The organism is Helicobacter sp. CLO-3 (genome assembly GCF_001854545.1).
Classification (GTDB): Bacteria; Campylobacterota; Campylobacteria; order Campylobacterales; family Helicobacteraceae; genus Helicobacter_B.
This window is the reverse complement of record NZ_MLQN01000039.1, coordinates 1-16,753: the sequence shown is the minus strand read 5'-3', so window position 1 is coordinate 16,753 and position 16,753 is coordinate 1. Positions and strand designations below refer to the sequence as shown.

Below are 16,753 nucleotides of genomic sequence, written 5' to 3'. Positions count from 1 at the left end.
GGGGTGCAGGGGGACTAGGGGGCGGTCTTGCCAATTTAAGCCCCCTGTCCCCCTGCAAAAGGAAGGCGGCGACAGACAGGGATAAAATGCAAAAGATTAGCGACTAGAAAATAAAAACTAGATTTTAGGTTATAAACTTTAAAAAATTCTAGATTATATAAAATTCCACATACCAAATTACCAAAAACCCAAAGGAGCATTCATGGACATTTCAAGCCTTTTTTCTTGGGCGTTTGACCCAAACGCATGGATAGCACTCGGCACGCTGACGCTGCTTGAAATTGTGCTTGGGATTGATAATATCATCTTCATCGGCGTGCTGATAAACCGCCTCCCAGCGCATCAAAAAGACAAAGCCAGAATCCTAGGGCTGTTTTTTGCGATGCTTACTCGCATAGCGCTTTTGGTGCTGCTTTTTTGGCTCACCAAGCTTACCGCGCCGCTATTTAGCGCGTTTGGGTTGGATATTTCTGGCAGGGATTTGGTGCTGTTTATCGGCGGGCTGTTTTTGCTGTATAAAAGCACGAGCGAGATTCACGCGCAGGTATTTGGCGCGGATGAGGGTGTGCGAGAGGCGAAGTTTTCTAGCTTTTGGGTGGTTATTGTCGAGATTGCGTTTTTGGATATTATTTTCTCGCTAGATTCCGTCATCACCGCGGTTGGCATGGCAAATCATTTGGAGATTATGATTATTGCGATTGTGCTTGCGGTGATTGTGATGGCGTTTGCTTCTGGGTGGATTTCGCGATTTATCGACACATATCCCACTATCAAGCTTTTGGCGCTGGCGTTTTTGCTGGTGGTTGGCGTGGTGCTTATCGCTGATGGCTTGCATTTCCACATACCAAAAGGCTATGTGTATTTCGCGATGATTTTCTCACTCATCGTCGAGACGCTAAATATCCTCATGCGCAAAAAAGCAAAAGATGGATGAGTTGAGATAAAATATTAAGTAAGCTTTATGGTTTTTGACACTGTGATTTGTGCAATAAAAATATAAAACTTTGTACACCTTTTTATGTTTGCTAGCTTATTAGCTAAATGTTGCATTTTTATGCTATAGTGCTATTTTACTTTTGACAAGGAGTTTTTATGAAAAAATTAGCAGCACTTCTCATCGCGGGCGGTTTGGCAAGCCAAAGCTTTGCCATAGGTATAGGCGGGTTTAAAATCAACCCAGAAATCGGCGCAAGTGTGGGCACAAACACATTTTCAGAAACCATGCTAGCGGGTGGATATGGCAGAGTGTGGCTAGTGCTAAGCGGGCTGTCGCTAGCACCGGTGGTGAAATACAACTACACGCTAGGACCGGGCGATGCGGATGGCTTCTCAAACATCCAAGCGGGCGGCTTGCTAGGCTATCGCATCTTCCGCTTCACGCCATATGTGGGCGCTAGCTACTCAAACTTCTCAAAAAACACCTTTGAGGACACGACAGCGCTAAACTATGGAATCGTCTTTGACATCCCCATCCTTCCGCTTAGCGTGGGGTTTGATGCTTCTTGGCAGCAGCCTAAATACAAAGGCACTGACATTCGCCGCGACCAGCATCAATTCGCAGTGACGCTAGGGCTTATTTTCTAGAATCTGGATTTGGATTTTGGGGTTTGGATGCCGAGTTTCAGATTCTATGGCTTTAGATTCTGGAGCTTTGGATTTTGTGGCCTAGATTCCAAATTTTTGGTGTTTGGATTTTTGTTTTTGATTTTTTGTTTCGGCGGGTTTGCTTGCTTGACTTTGTGTTTTAGGCTAGCGAGCAAGCGCGCAAAATACATGCTTTTGCCTCCATTTTTATATTTTAGATTCTGCTATGAAATATTTCGCACTCAAAATCGCTTACAATGGCAGCCGATTCTCCGGCTTCGCACCGCAAAAAAACGAGCAAATCCGCAGTGTCAGCGAGACGCTCCAAGAAAAATTGCGCTCGCTTGGCATAGATTCTGACATCATCGGCGCTGGGCGCACGGATAAAGGCGTGCATGCGCTAGGCATGGTGGTTGGCATCAGCGCGCTTAGGTGCTGGGAGGCGGAGCGACTTTTTGCGCTTTTGTCGCCAAAGCTTTATCCAGACATCAAACTGCGTGCGGTGCGCGAGGTGGATGCGTCGTTTCATGCAAGGTTTAGCGTGATTTCTAGGCGGTATTATTATGTTTTTTCGCCGGATATGCCCTCGCCTTTTTTGGCGCCTTTTGTGTCGTGGGAGCGCGTGGGCGATGTTGAAACTATGCAAAAATGTCTGCAAATATGCGTGGGGGTGCATGATTTTGCACTTTTTTGCAAAAGTGGCGGGAGCGCAAAAAGCACGACAAGAGAGATTTATCGCGCGCATCTGCGGGTGAGAAACAGGGGCGGGAAGGTGTATTATGTCGCTATGATTGAGGGCAACTCGTTTTTGCGCGCGCAGATTCGGCTGCTCATGGGTGCGATATTGGCGACTTCTAGGGGCGAAATAGACTTGGATGATTTTAAAGCACAGATTCTAGCGCAAACGCGCCACTACAGCCAGCCTGCAAGCCCACAAGGGCTATATTTCGCAAATGCACGCTATGAGGGCATTAGAATCTGAAAGCGAAACATTAAAATACAAAAATCTAAACTCTTGACGTGTCATATAATCAGAAGCCAAGTAAGGCGCACCAAAAACTATTTTTAAATTAGATTCTAATAGCTTGCCAAAATGTAGAATCCGAGATTTTTAGCTTTTAGGCCAGTTGCCAAGTTGCAACACTTTTAAATTTTACCCTTTTGCAGAATTTGTTTGTCTCGCAAAATCCGCCCGCCTTAAAATCCAATCTCGCAAAATCCGCCCGCTCTGCAAAATCTACCCCTCACTATCCTCGCTGCTCATCGAGTCCATGAGGCTTGCCGCCTTTATCAGCCTATCGCTATCAAAATGCGTATAGATTCTGCTCGTATTTAGATCCGCATGCCCTAGCGCCTCTTGCACGAGCACCAAGTCCTTGTGCCGCTGGTAAAGCAGCGTGGCAAATGAGTGCCGCAGCATATGCGCGCCCATTTTTTCTTTGTGTATGCCGATATTTAGCAGCATATTTCGCACGATGCTATACACATAGGGCTGGCTTAGTGTTTTGCCATTTTTGTTGCAAAACAGCAGATTATCCTCGATATGCGCTATCTCCTCGCGCTGCGCCAGCCAGCGATGATAGAGCGATTCTATATGCTGCGCTTTTATCATCACCACGCGGTATTTATCGCCCTTGCCCTGGATCGCCAGCTGATATATGTCGCCATCTTTGCTGATTTTCTGCGCTTGCAGGTTGATAGCCTCGCTCACGCGCATGCCCGTATATACGATAAACTTCACGATAAGCCTATCGCGCGCCTCGGATTTTGGCTTCATAGGCGTGGTGTCTATCGAGGTCAAAAACCGCTCGAGCTCATCGGCTTTCAAAAATGTCGGCAGCTTCTGCCCGCTTTTGCCGCGCGTGCCAGAGAGGCTTTTTAGCTCGATGTTTAGGATGTATGATTTGCCATTTTCATCTTCATTATGTTTATCGATAAAGCCAAAAAATCCTATCAAGACAATGCGATAATTGCGCTTTGTCGCGTTTGAAAGCCGCGCAGTGTTTATGGTGATAAACTCCGCCAAAAACGCCTCATCGATGTCTCTTAGGCTGATAAAAGGCATGGATTCTAGGTATTTGCCAAGCTTCATAAGCGGCAGGGCATAAGTCGCGATGCCTATCATCCCGCAGTTTCTGGTCTTTTTTATCGCTTTTTCAAAATCTTTTAGATTCTGCGCTTTGCGTATGTCTTCTAGGCTTTGTGCGAGTGCGCTTGTGTCGTGTATGTGGCGGTTTGAAAGCGTGGTGATTTTGTTTATAAAAAATTTTTCTAGCCAAAATAAATAATTTCTCATCGTATTTTTGCCAAATGGCTCGAGTTTGTATGTCATGGAGTTTGCCTTGTTTGTTTTTTGGATTTTGGATTTTTAGATTCTGCCTTTTTTAATTTCGCGCGCATTATATCATCTTTGGCAAGTTTTATCGCCCAAGCAAAAGAGATTAAAAGCTTTAAAAAAGTAAAATTACGACTTTTATTTGTGATAAATCCAAAATCCAGCCAAAATCAAGGCAAGCAAAACAATCAAAGGAGCATCGATGAAAAGACAAATATGGTCCAATCGCCTCACATACATCCTAACCGTAGCCGGCGCCACCATAGGGTTTGGCGCGACTTGGCGCTTCCCCTATCTTGTGGGCGAGTATGGCGGGGGCGCGTATGTGGCGGTGTTTGTGCTGGCGATGCTGCTGGTTGGCATCCCTATCATTTTGGTGGAAAATGTCATAGGCAGGCGCGCGCATACCAACTCGGTCGATGCGTTTAGTGTGGATGTTTCTAGTGCGGATGCTTCTGGCATAGATTCTGGCAAATCCCAGCACCTCTCGCGCTTTTGGAAAATCTTTGGCTATATGGGAATGGTTGGCGCGTTTGGGATTTTAGCGTATTATATGGTGATTGGCGGGTGGGTCATCTCATATATCGTGCATATTTTTATTGGAATCTTGCAGGGCATCGGCGCGGATTCTAGCGGCTCTGGCGCGACACTGCAAAGCTTACTGCAAAATCTTGGCGGGCTAGATTTAAGCAGCAAGCTTGACAAAACCGCCACTTCTAGCTTTTATGACACGCATATTACGCAGGGCGGCTTTAGCGTGGTGGGCTTCACTTTTATTTTTGTGGCGATAAATTGGCTGATTTTGCGAAAAGGCATCATCGAAGGGATTGAGCGATCAGTCAAATACCTCATGCCGCTTTTGCTTTTGTGCCTTGTGCTTATGGTAGCGCGCAATCTCACGCTGGAAGGCGCAATGGAGGGCGTGCGCTTCTATCTTATGCCAGATTTTAGCGCGCTTAGCCCGCAGCTCTTTTTGTATGTGCTAGGGCAGGTATTTTTCGCGCTTTCACTTGGATTTGGCGTGATGATAACGCTCTCCTCACATCTCAACAAAGAAGAAAATCTCATCAAAACCGCGATAATCACAGGCATCATAAACACGCTTATCGCCGTGCTTGCTGGGCTTATGATTTTCCCTTCGCTCTTTAGTGCGCATCTCGCACCAGATTCTGGCCCCTCGCTTGTTTTCAAAACCCTGCCGATAGCGTTTTCGCAGATGCATTTTGGCAGCTTTTTTGCGATAGTATTTTTTGTGCTACTGCTAATCGCTGCACTCACGACATCGCTTACCATTTATCAAGTCATCATCAGCGTGCTAGAAGAGAAGTTTGGATTCTCCTCCAAAAAGGCGATAAATTTTACACTTGGCTTTATTTTTATTTTTGGCAATATCCCTTGCGCGCTTAGCTCCTCGCTGCTTTCATCCGTGCGTATCGGCGGGAGCGACATTTTTGATGCGTTTGACTTCGTGAGTGGGAATATATTTTTCGTGCTTACCGCGCTTGGGGCGAGTGTGTTTGTGGGCTGGGTGCTGAAAGACAAAGCGACAAAAGAGCTCTCAAACGGCTCAAACGCGCCACAATGGGCGATAAAAATATGGCATGCGTATGTCAAATACATAATCCCAGCGATTATCATCATAATCTTTGTAGGCGGGCTTGTAGGCGTGTCGCCAAAAGCGGATTCTAATGAAAGCGCGGCGGATTCTAGCGCAGAATCTAGCCTAGTAGAATCTAGTTTAAATTTATCAGAATCCAGCGCCACCACAAGCCACCCAAACCACGCCACCCCAACAAATCCTACCAAAGCAGAGTAACACATGGAATCAAACATCGCTTTTAGCGCACCTATCGCTATCACCTTCATCACTTACGCACTTTTGATGCTAGGCATCGGCTTTTATTTCTATCGGCGCAATGAAACCACGCAAGACTACTTCCTAGGCAATCGCAAAATCGGCGCGGCTGTGAGCGCGTTAAGTGCGGGCGCTTCGGATATGAGTGGCTGGCTTTTGATGGGGCTGCCCGGCGCGCTTTATGTAGGCGGGCTAGTCGAGGCGCACATCGCTATTGGGCTTATCATCGGCGCGGCGCTAAACTGGGCGCTTGTGGCAAAGCGGCTTAGAATCTATACGAGCGTGATTAGCGATTCTATCACGATTCCGGATTTTTTCGAGGCGCGCTTTGATGATAGGAAGCATATTTTGCGCTGGCTTAGCGCGGCGGTGATTTTGGTGTTTTTCACCTTTTATATTTCTGCGGGGCTTGTGGGCGGGGCGAAGCTGTTTGAAGCGACTTTTGCGCTCAAATACGACTATGCGCTAAGTATCGGCACGCTCATCATCGTGGCTTATACATTTTTTGGCGGGTATCGCGCGGTGTGCTGGACGGATATGATTCAGGGGCTTTTGATGCTAGGCGCGCTTGTCATCGTGGCGGTGGTGATGCTTGTAAAAGTTGGCGGGATTAGCGAGGCGCACGCGTATATCGCGCATTCTGATAGCGCGCGCAAAAGCCTGCAAGAATACCAAAAAGAAATCCCGCAAATCCGTGCAGAACTGCAAGAAAACAGCCAATCTAGGATTCTAGCCACGCAAATGATATCGCCCCTCATCGCAAGCCTACAAATGACGCGCGATAGCAAAATAAGCATGGCTGGCGTGGTAGAATCTAGGACGGGAAATGGCGCGGATTCTGGCGTAGTGAATTCTAGTGTAGTGGATTCTGGCGTTCAAGCGGATTCTAGCGCGCAAAATGCAGAATCTAAAATCCCAGATTCTAGCGCAGAATCCAGCGCGCAAGTGGATTCTACCTCGCCACAAGATTCTATCTCGCCACAAGATTCCACTTCACAGCAAGATTCTGCCTCGCAACAAAACCCTATTTTGCAAAATCCCGCGCAAGAGCCCCTAACCGCCAGCCAATACGCCAATGCCCTAGAATCCGCACTAGAGGCATATACAACAAGTGGCGATTATGAAGCGCTAGATTCTCTGCTCGCGCGCATTGAGGAGCAAGACTTTAGCGCGCATAATCGCCTAGCATTTATCGGCGGCGCGTCCTTGCTAGGCATCATCTCTGCGCTTGCGTGGGGACTTGGATATTTTGGGCAGCCGCATATTTTGGTGCGATTTATGTCGATAAAATCGCTTAAAGACATCAAACCAGCGCTAATTATTGGCGTTTCTTGGATGAGTCTTAGTCTGCTTGCTGCGTGTATGGTGGGGCTTTTGGGCGTGGCATTTGTGAATAAATTTGATTTATCGCTAAATGATCCGGAAAAAATTTTTATCGTGATGAGTCAAATGCTGTTTAACCCATGGGTTGCCGGCGTGCTTCTAAGCGCGATATTAGCGGCTATCATGAGCACCGCTAGCTCGCAGCTTTTGGTATCAAGTGCCACGATAGCAGAGGATTTCTACCGCAAGATTTTCCGCAAAGACGCGCCCGAGCGCCTAGCGATGATAGTGAGCCGCGTGAGTGTGGTAGCCGTCTCACTCATCGCCTTTGCGCTTTCAACTGACAAAGATTCTAGCGTGTTAAAAATCGTAGCGCACGCGTGGGCGGGCTTTGGTGCGAGCTTTGGGAGTGTGATTTTGCTAGGGCTTTTTTGGAAAAATATGAGTCGCGCGGGCGCGATAGCTGGCATGCTGGCGGGCGCAATAGTTGTCATCGTGCATGGGCATTGGCTAAAAGAATGGCTGCCGATATATGAGATAGTGCCCGGATTCTTAGGCGCGATAGTGGCTATCGTGGTATTTAGCCTGCTTTTCCCAGCAAACAAGCGCATGAAAGATGATTTTGATGCAATGCTAAAAACTGACAAAGAAGCAAAATTGTAGTTTGTTTTTTGTGTTTAGAAACATCCAAGGCTTAAGGAGCGCAAGATACCAAATCTTGTAGATTTAACTTGCATGTTCATATTTTTATTGTTTCCTTACACCACTTCGCCGGTGCGGATTCCGGTTATTTTGACGCGCAGCACCTTTTTGGTGGCTGGATTTAGCGCTTTGATGATTTCGCCATTTACGCCATTTTGCAGTGCTTCTAGCGTGGTTTGGATAGAGATGCCTTCGCTTTGTAGCGTGACAGCGATGTTTTCGCCTTTTCGCACCAGAATCTGATCTTTGATTTTATCCGCGGTGATTATGGCGTTTGGGCTGATTATCGAGCGGGCGGATACGCTATTTAGCAGGTTTGGCGATATGGGCGCGGATTTTAGCTGGTTTAGCGCGATAGTTTCGATGCTGGTATTTTGCGCATTTATGTCGTCATTTGTATAGATAGTGGCGCGCGCGCGCAATACTTTGATGCTGGCCTCTATTTTGTAAGCGATTGGCACAGAGATTTGCGAGCCATTTTTGGCGATTTGCGCGATGAGTGTGCCTTGTGTTTTGGCGGTGGCGTTTTTGGAGAGGCTGTATTTTATGATGTGGCTAGATTCTATGTCTATGGGGAATTGTAGGGTGATTTCTTGTATAGCTATGTCGTTATTTTGGTAGGCGGTGGCGTATTGGTTATAGAGGTATTGTCTGATATTTTCTTGCGCGGATTTGGATACTTCAGCTAGCGCAAGTGTTGGCAGTAGCGTGCAAAGCGCGATGAAAATAGCGATTTTGATGTTTTGCATTGTTTTGCTTCTCATGGCTTTATTATAGGATATTAAACACAATATTTATGCTATGCGTGGCAGTCTCGATGTAGTGGTGGTTGCTAGGATAGAGGCTTAGGCGATACAGCACCTCCGCATTCACAGGAAACCATTTGAAAAACGCGATGCCTAGCTCGATATACCCTCCCACCACGCTACCAAGCGGATTTTTGCTTATCGCAACTCCAGAGCCAAGCACCAGCGAAAAAGGCGTGGGGTAGCCATCTGGGTTGCCATAGCAGTCTGTATGTGTTTGTATCGCGCCGGCAAATTTATGATAAGGGTTTGGAAAAGGATGCAGGTAGAAAAACGCGCCTATATAGTGCGAGTCGCGCTGCACTTTGGGGGCATACGAGAAAAGGTATTTTATCCGCCAGCCATAATCTAGCTCATGCCAATCCTCTGGATTCATATATGTGACGCCGATATGCGCGCCAATAGCGGGCGCAAAGGTGGTAAGACTAGAATCTGGCGCGCCAAAAGCAGAATCTATAGCAGAATCTGTGGTAGAGCCTTGCGCGTGCTGTGCGCTTTTTGGCTGCGCTTTGGCATTGGTATCTATAGCAAGCCCTGTTTGAAGCGAGACCATCTGCATAAGCGTGCCACCCCAAAACTTCGCATTTTCAGAAGTTGTCTGGCAAAGCGGCACAGCGCCCAAAGGCGCGCCAGCTAGCAAAGCCAAAGCTAGCGCAAAAGGCAAGTGAAACCCAAAAAGCCTAGCACTAGAATCTAGCAATCTTTATGCCTTTGGTTTTATCATATTTTCCGGCACGACATATTTGTCAAACTCTTCCGCGCTTAGAAGTCCTAGCTCTAGGCAGGATTCTTGCAAAGATATGTTCTTTTTGTGCGCGTTTTTGGCGACTTTGGCGGCGTTTTCATAGCCGATGTATGGATTTAGCGCGGTTACTAGCATCAAAGAGTGGTGCAAGTTGTAGTCGATTTTTTCTCTATTTGGCTCGATTCCCACTGCGCAATGGATGTTGAATGAATGCATCGCATCAGCTAGCAAATCCAAGCTTTGCAAGAAATTATAGATAATCACTGGCTTAAACACATTTAGCTCGAAGTTCCCTTGAGATGCGGCAAAGCCGATGGCTGCGTCATTTCCCATCACTTGCACTGCCACCATGGTTAGCGCTTCTGCTTGTGTTGGATTGACTTTGCCGGGCATTATGGAGCTTCCGGGCTCATTTTCTGGGATGAGTAGCTCGCCAAGTCCGCATCTAGGACCACTTGCAAGCCAGCGGATGTCATTTGCGATTTTCATAAGATTTGCCGCTAGTGCCTTCATCGCGCCATGTGTGAAAGTGATAGCATCATGGCTTGTTAGCGCGTGGAATTTATTGGGGCTAGAGACGAATTTTACGCCGGTTAGGCTTGTAAGCTCCGCGCTTACTTTTTCGCTTAACTCTGGGTGTGCGTTTAGCCCTGTGCCTACCGCTGTCCCGCCGATTGCAAGCTCGCGGAGGGTTGGAAGTGAAGCGATGATTTGCTCTTTGCTATGCTCTAGCATCGATAGATACCCGCTAAACTCCTGTCCTAGCGTCAAAGGTGTAGCGTCTTGCAAGTGTGTGCGCCCGATTTTTACGATGTTTTCAAAAGCTTTTACCTTTTTCTCAAAAGTCGCTTTTAGCTCATCTATCGCTGGCAAAAGCTTTTTCTCTATCTGTATCACAGACACGATACTCATCGCTGTGGGGAAAGTGTCGTTTGAGCTTTGGCTCATATTTACATCATCGTTTGGATGCACTTTCTTTTCTTTGCGAAAATCCGCGCCCATGATTTCGCTCGCGCGATTGGCGATGACTTCATTCATATTCATATTGCTTTGCGTGCCAGAGCCGGTTTGCCAGATAGCCAGCGGGAAGTTGTCATCAAACTTGCCAGCGATTATCTCATCACAAGCTTGCACGATGGCCTTTTTCTTGTCGTCTTTGAGTTTGCCTAGCTTGTTATTTACCACTGCTAGCGAGCGTTTGAGTTTCGCAAAGCTATAAATCAGCTCTTTTGGCATTTTTTCGACGCCGATTTTGAAGTTTTCAAAACTTCGCTCTGTTTGCGCCCCCCAATACTTGTCGTTTGGCACTTTGACTTCGCCCATGGTATCGTGTTCGATTCGATATTCCATCGTGTCTCCTTGTATGTAAGATGTGAGATAGTGTAGAGCATTTTGCGTAAGAATCTACTTAAAAAGCGCAAAACCTTTTCGCATCGCCACAAGCTTTGGCGACAAAGTAGCGCAAGTGGATTCTGGCTATGTCTTTGCGTTGGCCTTACGTTATGACGCGCGCAAATATTTATAAGGCAAACAAAAATGAATGAATTATGTAAGTCGCGCAAAATAGCAATGTGGATTCCATATAAAACTGGTCAAAAGCTAAAATCTATGCAGAATCCAAGCATTTAGATTCCGCATGTCTAAAGATTTGCGCTTGGATTCTGTGGCTTAAAACCACGTTAATATAAGGCTTAAGGCTTGATATACTTATGCGCGATGCTTAGGTATTCTCCGAGGTTTTTTAGCTCCTCGTCATTTATCTCTGTTTTCCTAAAAAACGGCATCGAATGCTTGCCATAGCGCACAAACACACTCACAAACTCCGGCGTAATATCTGTGCGCGCCTCAAGAAGTGCTGGCACGCCAGTATCTTTATACACCACTCCTAGCGCGTTGGTGCCGGGCATATTCACACCATGGCAGGGCAGACACCATTTGCCATACACTTTTTGCCCCTTTTGCTGCGAGGCGCTTAGCCCTTTTGGATCGACGCTAGAAAACGCCGCTGGCGAGTTTGGCGCATCTGTTTTGTAATCTTGCGTGTCTATGGATTTGCCTTGTGGAAGCCATTCTTGCGGTGCGGATTCTGCTTGAGTGGCAAAAGCTAGCGCACACACAAGTGCGCCGGCAAGCATTTTGCCAATCTTTGCCTTGCCAATATTTTTCATTTCGCCGGGACTTGTCATTTCGCTAGAATTTTTTATAGCATTTAGATTTCTCATTTTTTCTCTCCTTTCAAGGCTTTTAGCGCTTTTTCATCGCGTTTGTTGTTGGCAAATCGCTCGTTTGCATGCGCTTTGCCCCAGATTCCGCCGCGTCCGGGCGCTAGGATGCCATTTGGATCGATGCAGTCTTTTAGCTGCTCGCTGAAGCGTCTTAGCACATGGTTGTTGAAAGAATACGCACCCATCACATCATCTTGGAAAGTAGGCGCAGCGCGGTAGTCGCCCCAGCCATTATCCGCTGCGACTTTTACCATGGTGCGATAGGCTTGGCGCATTTTTAGGTTGTGCGTTTTGTCTGTCCTTGAGTTTTCAAAGCCTAGCATGAAGCAAAACGCCCTATACATCCAGCTTCTAGGATGTGCAAATGGCGTGATGGGCGATTTCATCCCTAGATCATGAAACATTTTGATATACGCATCTTGGCATTTTAGCAGCTCCCTGCCATCGCGCGGGATGATAGGTGAAAACCACACATGCCCATCGCTTGGCGCGCGACTTTCACCTCGCGTGCTAAGCCAGAAAATCTCCATATTTGGTATGCCTAGGCTTACTTTGTGCTTGATTTGCTTTTTTTGCTCTAGGCTCAAAGGCAGCGCAAACTCCTGCACTTTCTCGATTTTCGCGCCACTTACTACCTTGAAGCGCTCTTTTATGTAGTTCATATTGGCATAGCAGGTTTCTTTGCAGCCATAGATTGGGATATCTATCTGCCAATAAGGGATTTTCTTTTTTAGCGCGTAGTTTTGGATTTTGGCGAGATCTGGCAAGCCGCCTTTTGAGGTGAGGTAGCCTTCTAGCTCTGGATCCATTTTTTTGCCATGTGGCGGGTTTAGCGGGCTTCGATAGAGAGGCCAGCCGACGATGAAGCTATCTTCTAAGTAGTTTAGAATCTCAACGGCAGGGATGAGATCATCTCTATTTGGCATAGTGAGTGAAAGTAGCAGATAATACTCTGGCTTTGGCATCATCCAAAAGCCCATTTTGGTAACAATCCCAAAGTTTGACTGCGAAAAGAGCCCATCCACATAAGGACCATAGCCATATTTGTTTTCGGCAAATGTTTTCGCACCCGGTAGCGCGCCCATCGCTGTGCGCATCACCTCGCCATTGGCAAGCACCACTTCCATGCCACAATGCGAGCCAAAATGATCGCGATATATCCCATAGCTATATCCCCAGCCATGATCGAGCGCATTTCCCACCGGCGAGCCCCAGCCCGGATCGGGGATGTCGAGGAAGACATTTAGGTTATTTTTCTCGACATATTCATATAGATCAAAATAGCTAACGCCCGGCTCTACTATGCAGAAATTGCGCTTGTCATCGACTTCGATGATTTTATTCATGCGCTTTAGATCCACCACGACATCGCCTCGCCTTTGTGGCGCGCAGCTCCCATAGCCTAGGTTTTTGCCTGTGGAGATTGGGAAAAGCGGGATTTTAAACTCATTGGCGATTTTTACTATCGCTTGCACTTCTTCGGTGCTTTTGGGCGCAAGTGCGAGGGAGGGGATAGGCTCATCCTCATCATCCCACTGCGGAGAATACGCATCTCGATAGAGTGCCAAATCATCCTCTTTGCTGAAAACCCACGCTTTGCCAAGCGCTTTTTCAAACTTTGCCAAAGCCTTTTTGAAATCGGCTTCAGAGACATTTATCGGTAGTATCATTTTTGCTCCTTTTGTTAAACTTATTAAGACTAAGCGCGCTTTAGATTCTGCGATAAAGCAGAATCTAAAATTTGCTTCGCAAATTTTCAGTCAAATCAAATCTTCGCGCGTAGTGCGGCACCTTAAAAGCGTCGTCGGGGGTTTGGGGGTGCAGGGGGATAAGGGGAGCGACTTCGCAATTCAAGCCCCCTTGTCCCCCTGCAAAAAGCTGGCGACGATAGACAAGGATAAGCGCAAAAGTTTGGCGACTAGAAAACTAGAATCTAAAAAATGCAAATTTAGATCCTCACGCCTTTTGGTGCCAGAATCCACTCAAGCGCATCGCCCGCCTCTTTCTGATATGCCACGCGCAAGCCATAGTCCGCGCCCATGCGCGAAAGCACAAAAAAGCTCTCGGCACTGCTTATGCTGCCTATGATTGCGCCATTTTGCGCCGCGCGCGCGAAGGCCCGCTTTATCTCGCTGTAAGATGCGTCTATGGGGCTTATGTCGCCCTTTAGCGCGATGATTTTATCGGCTTTGATGCGCGATAGATCCACGCCTCTAGCGCATGTCTCATCATGGATAAAAAAGCTTACCGCTAGATTCTCGCTCGCCTTTTCGCCTATCTTTTTGTCCGCTTCGCCGCTGGCTTTTGTCGCCACGCCAGCGCCACCAGCGCCTTTTGACATGCTAGAATCCAGCCCCAGCGCGCTTAGATTGCACGCTGCAAATGCCATGAGTGCTGAGCTTTTGATAAAGCTTCTGCGAGTCGCGCCTTTGCTTGGCGCTTCTGCAAGTGCATTGGGCGATTTTGCATGCGCGCTTGGCGTTGCTATTTGCTTGCTTTTCATGCTGCTCCTTTGTAGATTTTGGAAGTTTTTGAGATTTTTGAGATTCTAGAGATTTTCCAAAGATTCTCGCCTCTCAAAAGCGAAATTTGAGTGTAGTAACCAAGCGCTTAAAGTATGTTTAAAAGTTAAATAAATTTTTACCTTTTGGATTCTGCACGCCAAAAATATACATCAAGACAAACTACCCACCGCGCGGATAGCCTGCTCGATAGCCACATGCACATACGCGCCATGCCCCGCATCAGAATTCGCAATCGCAATATTGCCAAAAGTAGCCCTAGCCGCCACTTCTGCGCGCTCAAACGCCTTTTTGTCATCAAAAAGTGAATTGAAACTATACGAGTAGCAATGCCCCCAGCGATTTATCGTGATAGCCAAAATATCCTCCTGTTTAAAAAGAGAATCCGCCAGCATCGCGCCAAGCTGTGCGCGCAACATATTTTCAAGGCTATCAAAACTCAAATCATACAGCAGATGCCTAGCCACGCGCGCTTGATCTTTGGCGCTCATCCCGTGCAGATCCATACTCCGCCTAGCAAGTGCCACAGGCGAGCAGACCATATGCACGCAGATTGGCTTATCTATGCTGCTTTCATGCGTATATCCGCCAAGATTCACCGGATAGTCCAGACTCACGCGCGCAAAAGGCATGCCCGGCGCATAAAAATCATAAACGCCAAGCTTAGCGAAACTTCTCCAGTCGCGCAAAATCGCTTTGGCATAGATGAGTGGCGTTTTGACATTTTGGCTTAGTGCTTCGCGCTGGGCTTGCGGCAGGGTGGGGATGATGTAGGGTATCATGCTATTATAATTTGCCATGATGACTTTTTTGGCTAGCACTTTTTGGATTTTGACTTCTTTTACATGCGACATTTGCATATGCGACATTTGGGCGTAGCACACTTGCGCGCCTTGCGCTAGATTCTCGACATTTATCGCAGTGCTTTTGAGTCGCAGATGCACGCTGTGCTCGGGAGAATCTAGCTTTGAGTAGTCAAATTTGGCAAGGATGATATCCTCCATTTTTTGCCTAGCTTTTGGCGCGATTTGCGGGATGAGATATTTTACCAAAAGGCGCGCTATAGTTGCGTTGCCATCGGGCGCGTGGTAGATATATGGCTCCTCGTATGCGGAAGTATCGGCAGAATCGCTGGCAAAATCCTCATCAAGCGCAAGCCCTTCAAATCCCGGTAGCAGCGACTCCCTAGCCTCATCACAGCTGATAGCATCAATCCCCAGCGCACTAAAATCATCACTAATGCCATCAAAATATTTTAGCGCCTCTTTAGAGAGTCCCACTTGCTTTTCTAGGAAATCTAGATAGCTGGTTTTCTCAAGATACACGAGTTTTTGGGAGCCATCAAGATGGGCTAGATAGTCCTTTTTGGCGGTAAAAAGTTCTAGGAGCTTTGCCCTATCTTTTTCGCTTAGCGGAAACTGCGCCACAAAATCGCCAAACGATATGCTTTCGCGAAGCGAGGCTGGCACATCATCGCTCACCATTTTTGATGGGTTGCCGATGACTATTTTTTGGCACCCAAAGATTTGCTTATCAAAATACACGCCTCTTGTAAGTCCCATTTTCTCATAAAAGCCCACATCAAAGCCCTTGGCGAGTTTGTCGATTTTTAGCCCAAAGCGCTTGAGGAAACCTGCCACTTCTTTGGAATACAGGCTTTTTGGCGATTGTAAGCTTTCGCTGCCAGCATAGCTTAGTATATTGTAGCGCGCGCCATTGTAGGCGAAATCAAACTCATTGCGCCTTGCATGCCCGCCAAAATCATCGTGATTATCCAGAAGCAAGATTTTGCTATTTTTGTGCTTTTCTTTGTAGAGGCAGGCGGCGGCGAGCCCGCTTATCCCAGCGCCCACCACCACGAGATCGTATTCTGCGCTAGGCTCTATGCCTTTGAAGTCAAATTTTTCGCCATCGCGGAGCAGGTGCGCGAAAGCGTAGCTTGCATTATCACTGCCTCGCAGTCCAAGGAGCGAAGGCGGATAGGAGGCGTCTTCGTGGAAAATCGCTTGCGCGAGCGCGGATAGATTCTCTGATTTATCCATTTTGCCAGAAGGCGTTTTGCCAAAAATAAACGATGAAGGCGCCAAGCTAGTGGCGATACCCAAAGCCACGCCATTTAGAAAATCCCTTCGCTGCATTATGTACTCCTTTGCTGTGTTTGCCGGCTATAGATTCTAGCCCTAGAATCTAGCGCGAGATATTTTTGCGTATCTTGCGTATCTTGTCTGCTTGCTTTTGCTTCTTGCATGATTGTTGCGGCTTGGTTTTGTATGTCGTTGCGATATCTTAGGCGGAATTATACAAAACAATTATTTGCTTTTTGTTTGGCTTTTGGATTCTGGTTTGGAGATTTATGCAGAGTAAATTGCGAAACTTTATAAACACAAAATATCACTTTGCAATAGGCATTGCATTATTCAATAAATTTAATTAATCAAGACAATAAATTAATTTGTCAATCAACCAAATAACACAGCGCCTATCACAAACCAAAAACAAGCACCCCTCCGCATTGCTTATCTGCTTTAACCCCTCCAAACTATTTGCTTGCATCACCCCTCACACCAAAAAAGCAAAAAATACAAAAGCACCAAAAACAAAAGGCAAAAAAACCACACTAAACCACAAACCACAAACCCCAAAACCCAAAGGTGGA

The 16,753-nt window shown here is 46.9% G+C and carries 13 protein-coding genes and 3 pseudogenes; 7 read left to right on the top strand and 9 right to left on the bottom strand.

What is annotated here, in order from left to right; all coding sequences use genetic code 11:
* Nucleotides 1-202: 202 nt before the first annotated feature.
* Together BKN38_RS08885 and BKN38_RS08880 are read left to right on the top strand one after the other, a co-directional pair.
* Nucleotides 203-934, top strand: coding sequence for a TerC family protein (locus tag BKN38_RS08885; RefSeq protein ID WP_066457592.1), 732 nt, complete (start codon nucleotides 203-205; stop codon nucleotides 932-934).
* A gap of 158 nt (nucleotides 935-1,092) precedes the next feature.
* Nucleotides 1,093-1,584: a hypothetical protein gene (locus BKN38_RS08880; RefSeq protein WP_066457594.1), complete on the top strand. Its 492-nt coding sequence runs from the start codon at nucleotides 1,093-1,095 to the stop codon at nucleotides 1,582-1,584.
* 44 nt (nucleotides 1,585-1,628) lie between these two features.
* Here BKN38_RS08880 and BKN38_RS11240 read toward each other — a convergent pair whose 3' ends face one another.
* The gene (locus BKN38_RS11240) at nucleotides 1,629-1,775 is read right to left on the bottom strand and encodes a hypothetical protein (RefSeq protein ID WP_156528273.1); all 147 of its coding nucleotides are present in this window, start codon (nucleotides 1,773-1,775) and stop codon (nucleotides 1,629-1,631) included.
* A gap of 35 nt (nucleotides 1,776-1,810) precedes the next feature.
* Between BKN38_RS11240 and truA the strand changes: the two genes are divergently transcribed.
* Nucleotides 1,811-2,566, top strand: a complete 756-nt coding sequence (truA, locus tag BKN38_RS08875) for a tRNA pseudouridine(38-40) synthase TruA (RefSeq protein ID WP_066457596.1) — start codon at nucleotides 1,811-1,813, stop codon at nucleotides 2,564-2,566.
* Between the two features lie 255 nt (nucleotides 2,567-2,821).
* Here the strand turns inward: truA and BKN38_RS08870 are convergent, their stop codons facing one another.
* Nucleotides 2,822-3,916: a tyrosine-type recombinase/integrase gene (locus tag BKN38_RS08870; RefSeq protein ID WP_066457599.1), complete on the bottom strand. Its 1,095-nt coding sequence runs from the start codon at nucleotides 3,914-3,916 to the stop codon at nucleotides 2,822-2,824.
* 205 nt (nucleotides 3,917-4,121) lie between these two features.
* Between BKN38_RS08870 and BKN38_RS08865 the strand changes: the two are divergent.
* The 3 pseudogenes from BKN38_RS08865 to BKN38_RS12325 all read left to right on the top strand — a co-directional run.
* Nucleotides 4,122-5,576: pseudogene (locus BKN38_RS08865) on the top strand (sodium-dependent transporter); the annotation flags it as partial.
* Nucleotides 5,577-5,738: 162 nt separating this feature from the next.
* Nucleotides 5,739-6,410 (top strand): annotated as a pseudogene (locus BKN38_RS12330) (sodium:proline symporter); the annotation flags it as partial.
* A 546-nt stretch (nucleotides 6,411-6,956) separates the two neighbouring features.
* Nucleotides 6,957-7,760, top strand: a pseudogene (locus tag BKN38_RS12325) (sodium:proline symporter); the annotation flags it as partial.
* A 95-nt stretch (nucleotides 7,761-7,855) separates the two neighbouring features.
* Here the strand turns inward: BKN38_RS12325 and flgA are convergent.
* From flgA to BKN38_RS08825, 7 genes are all read right to left on the bottom strand, one after another.
* The gene (flgA, locus tag BKN38_RS08855) at nucleotides 7,856-8,548 is read right to left on the bottom strand and encodes a flagellar basal body P-ring formation chaperone FlgA (RefSeq protein WP_066457605.1); all 693 of its coding nucleotides are present in this window, start codon (nucleotides 8,546-8,548) and stop codon (nucleotides 7,856-7,858) included.
* Between the two features lie 22 nt (nucleotides 8,549-8,570).
* The gene (locus BKN38_RS08850) at nucleotides 8,571-9,305 is read right to left on the bottom strand and encodes a hypothetical protein (protein WP_066457613.1); all 735 of its coding nucleotides are present in this window, start codon (nucleotides 9,303-9,305) and stop codon (nucleotides 8,571-8,573) included.
* A gap of 3 nt (nucleotides 9,306-9,308) precedes the next feature.
* Nucleotides 9,309-10,700 (bottom strand): class II fumarate hydratase, encoded by a 1,392-nt coding sequence (fumC, locus tag BKN38_RS08845; protein ID WP_066457615.1) that lies wholly within the window; start codon nucleotides 10,698-10,700, stop codon nucleotides 9,309-9,311.
* 341 nt (nucleotides 10,701-11,041) lie between these two features.
* Entirely contained in the window at nucleotides 11,042-11,572 is a 531-nt protein-coding gene (locus BKN38_RS08840; RefSeq protein WP_233712942.1) for a cytochrome c, read from the bottom strand.
* On the bottom strand, nucleotides 11,569-13,245 hold the full coding sequence (locus BKN38_RS08835; protein WP_066457617.1) for an FAD-binding oxidoreductase: 1,677 nt from the start codon (nucleotides 13,243-13,245) through the stop codon (nucleotides 11,569-11,571). Before BKN38_RS08835 ends, BKN38_RS08840 begins: the two co-directional genes overlap by 4 nt.
* Nucleotides 13,246-13,523: 278 nt before the next feature.
* Entirely contained in the window at nucleotides 13,524-14,078 is a 555-nt protein-coding gene (locus tag BKN38_RS11230; protein WP_066453117.1) for a hypothetical protein, read from the bottom strand.
* Nucleotides 14,079-14,249: 171 nt separating this feature from the next.
* Nucleotides 14,250-16,235 carry an FAD/NAD(P)-binding protein gene (locus tag BKN38_RS08825; RefSeq protein WP_070957800.1) on the bottom strand — a complete coding sequence of 662 codons (1,986 nt, stop codon included), beginning with the start codon at nucleotides 16,233-16,235 and terminating at the stop codon, nucleotides 14,250-14,252.
* Nucleotides 16,236-16,549: 314 nt separating this feature from the next.
* On the opposite strand from BKN38_RS08825, the gene BKN38_RS11520 reads away from it, so the two are divergent.
* Nucleotides 16,550-16,753, top strand: a 204-nt coding sequence (locus BKN38_RS11520; RefSeq protein WP_218117792.1) for a hypothetical protein, incomplete at its 3' end; no start/stop codon positions are given.

Excerpts from the sequence above, each read along its gene's own strand:
- BKN38_RS08885 (WP_066457592.1), top strand. The coding sequence starts at position 203 with ATGGACATTTCAAGCCTTTTTTCTTGGGCGTTTGACCCAAACGCATGG.
- BKN38_RS08835 (WP_066457617.1), bottom strand. The coding sequence starts at position 13,245 with ATGATACTACCGATAAATGTCTCTGAAGCCGATTTCAAAAAGGCTTTG.
- BKN38_RS08880 (WP_066457594.1), top strand. The coding sequence starts at position 1,093 with ATGAAAAAATTAGCAGCACTTCTCATCGCGGGCGGTTTGGCAAGCCAA.
- BKN38_RS08825 (WP_070957800.1), bottom strand. The coding sequence starts at position 16,235 with ATGCAGCGAAGGGATTTTCTAAATGGCGTGGCTTTGGGTATCGCCACT.
- flgA (WP_066457605.1), bottom strand. The coding sequence starts at position 8,548 with ATGCAAAACATCAAAATCGCTATTTTCATCGCGCTTTGCACGCTACTG.
- BKN38_RS11240 (WP_156528273.1), bottom strand. The coding sequence starts at position 1,775 with ATGTATTTTGCGCGCTTGCTCGCTAGCCTAAAACACAAAGTCAAGCAA.
- truA (WP_066457596.1), top strand. The coding sequence starts at position 1,811 with ATGAAATATTTCGCACTCAAAATCGCTTACAATGGCAGCCGATTCTCC.
- BKN38_RS11230 (WP_066453117.1), bottom strand. The coding sequence starts at position 14,078 with ATGAAAAGCAAGCAAATAGCAACGCCAAGCGCGCATGCAAAATCGCCC.
- fumC (WP_066457615.1), bottom strand. The coding sequence starts at position 10,700 with ATGGAATATCGAATCGAACACGATACCATGGGCGAAGTCAAAGTGCCA.
- BKN38_RS08870 (WP_066457599.1), bottom strand. The coding sequence starts at position 3,916 with ATGACATACAAACTCGAGCCATTTGGCAAAAATACGATGAGAAATTAT.
- BKN38_RS08840 (WP_233712942.1), bottom strand. The coding sequence starts at position 11,572 with ATGAGAAATCTAAATGCTATAAAAAATTCTAGCGAAATGACAAGTCCC.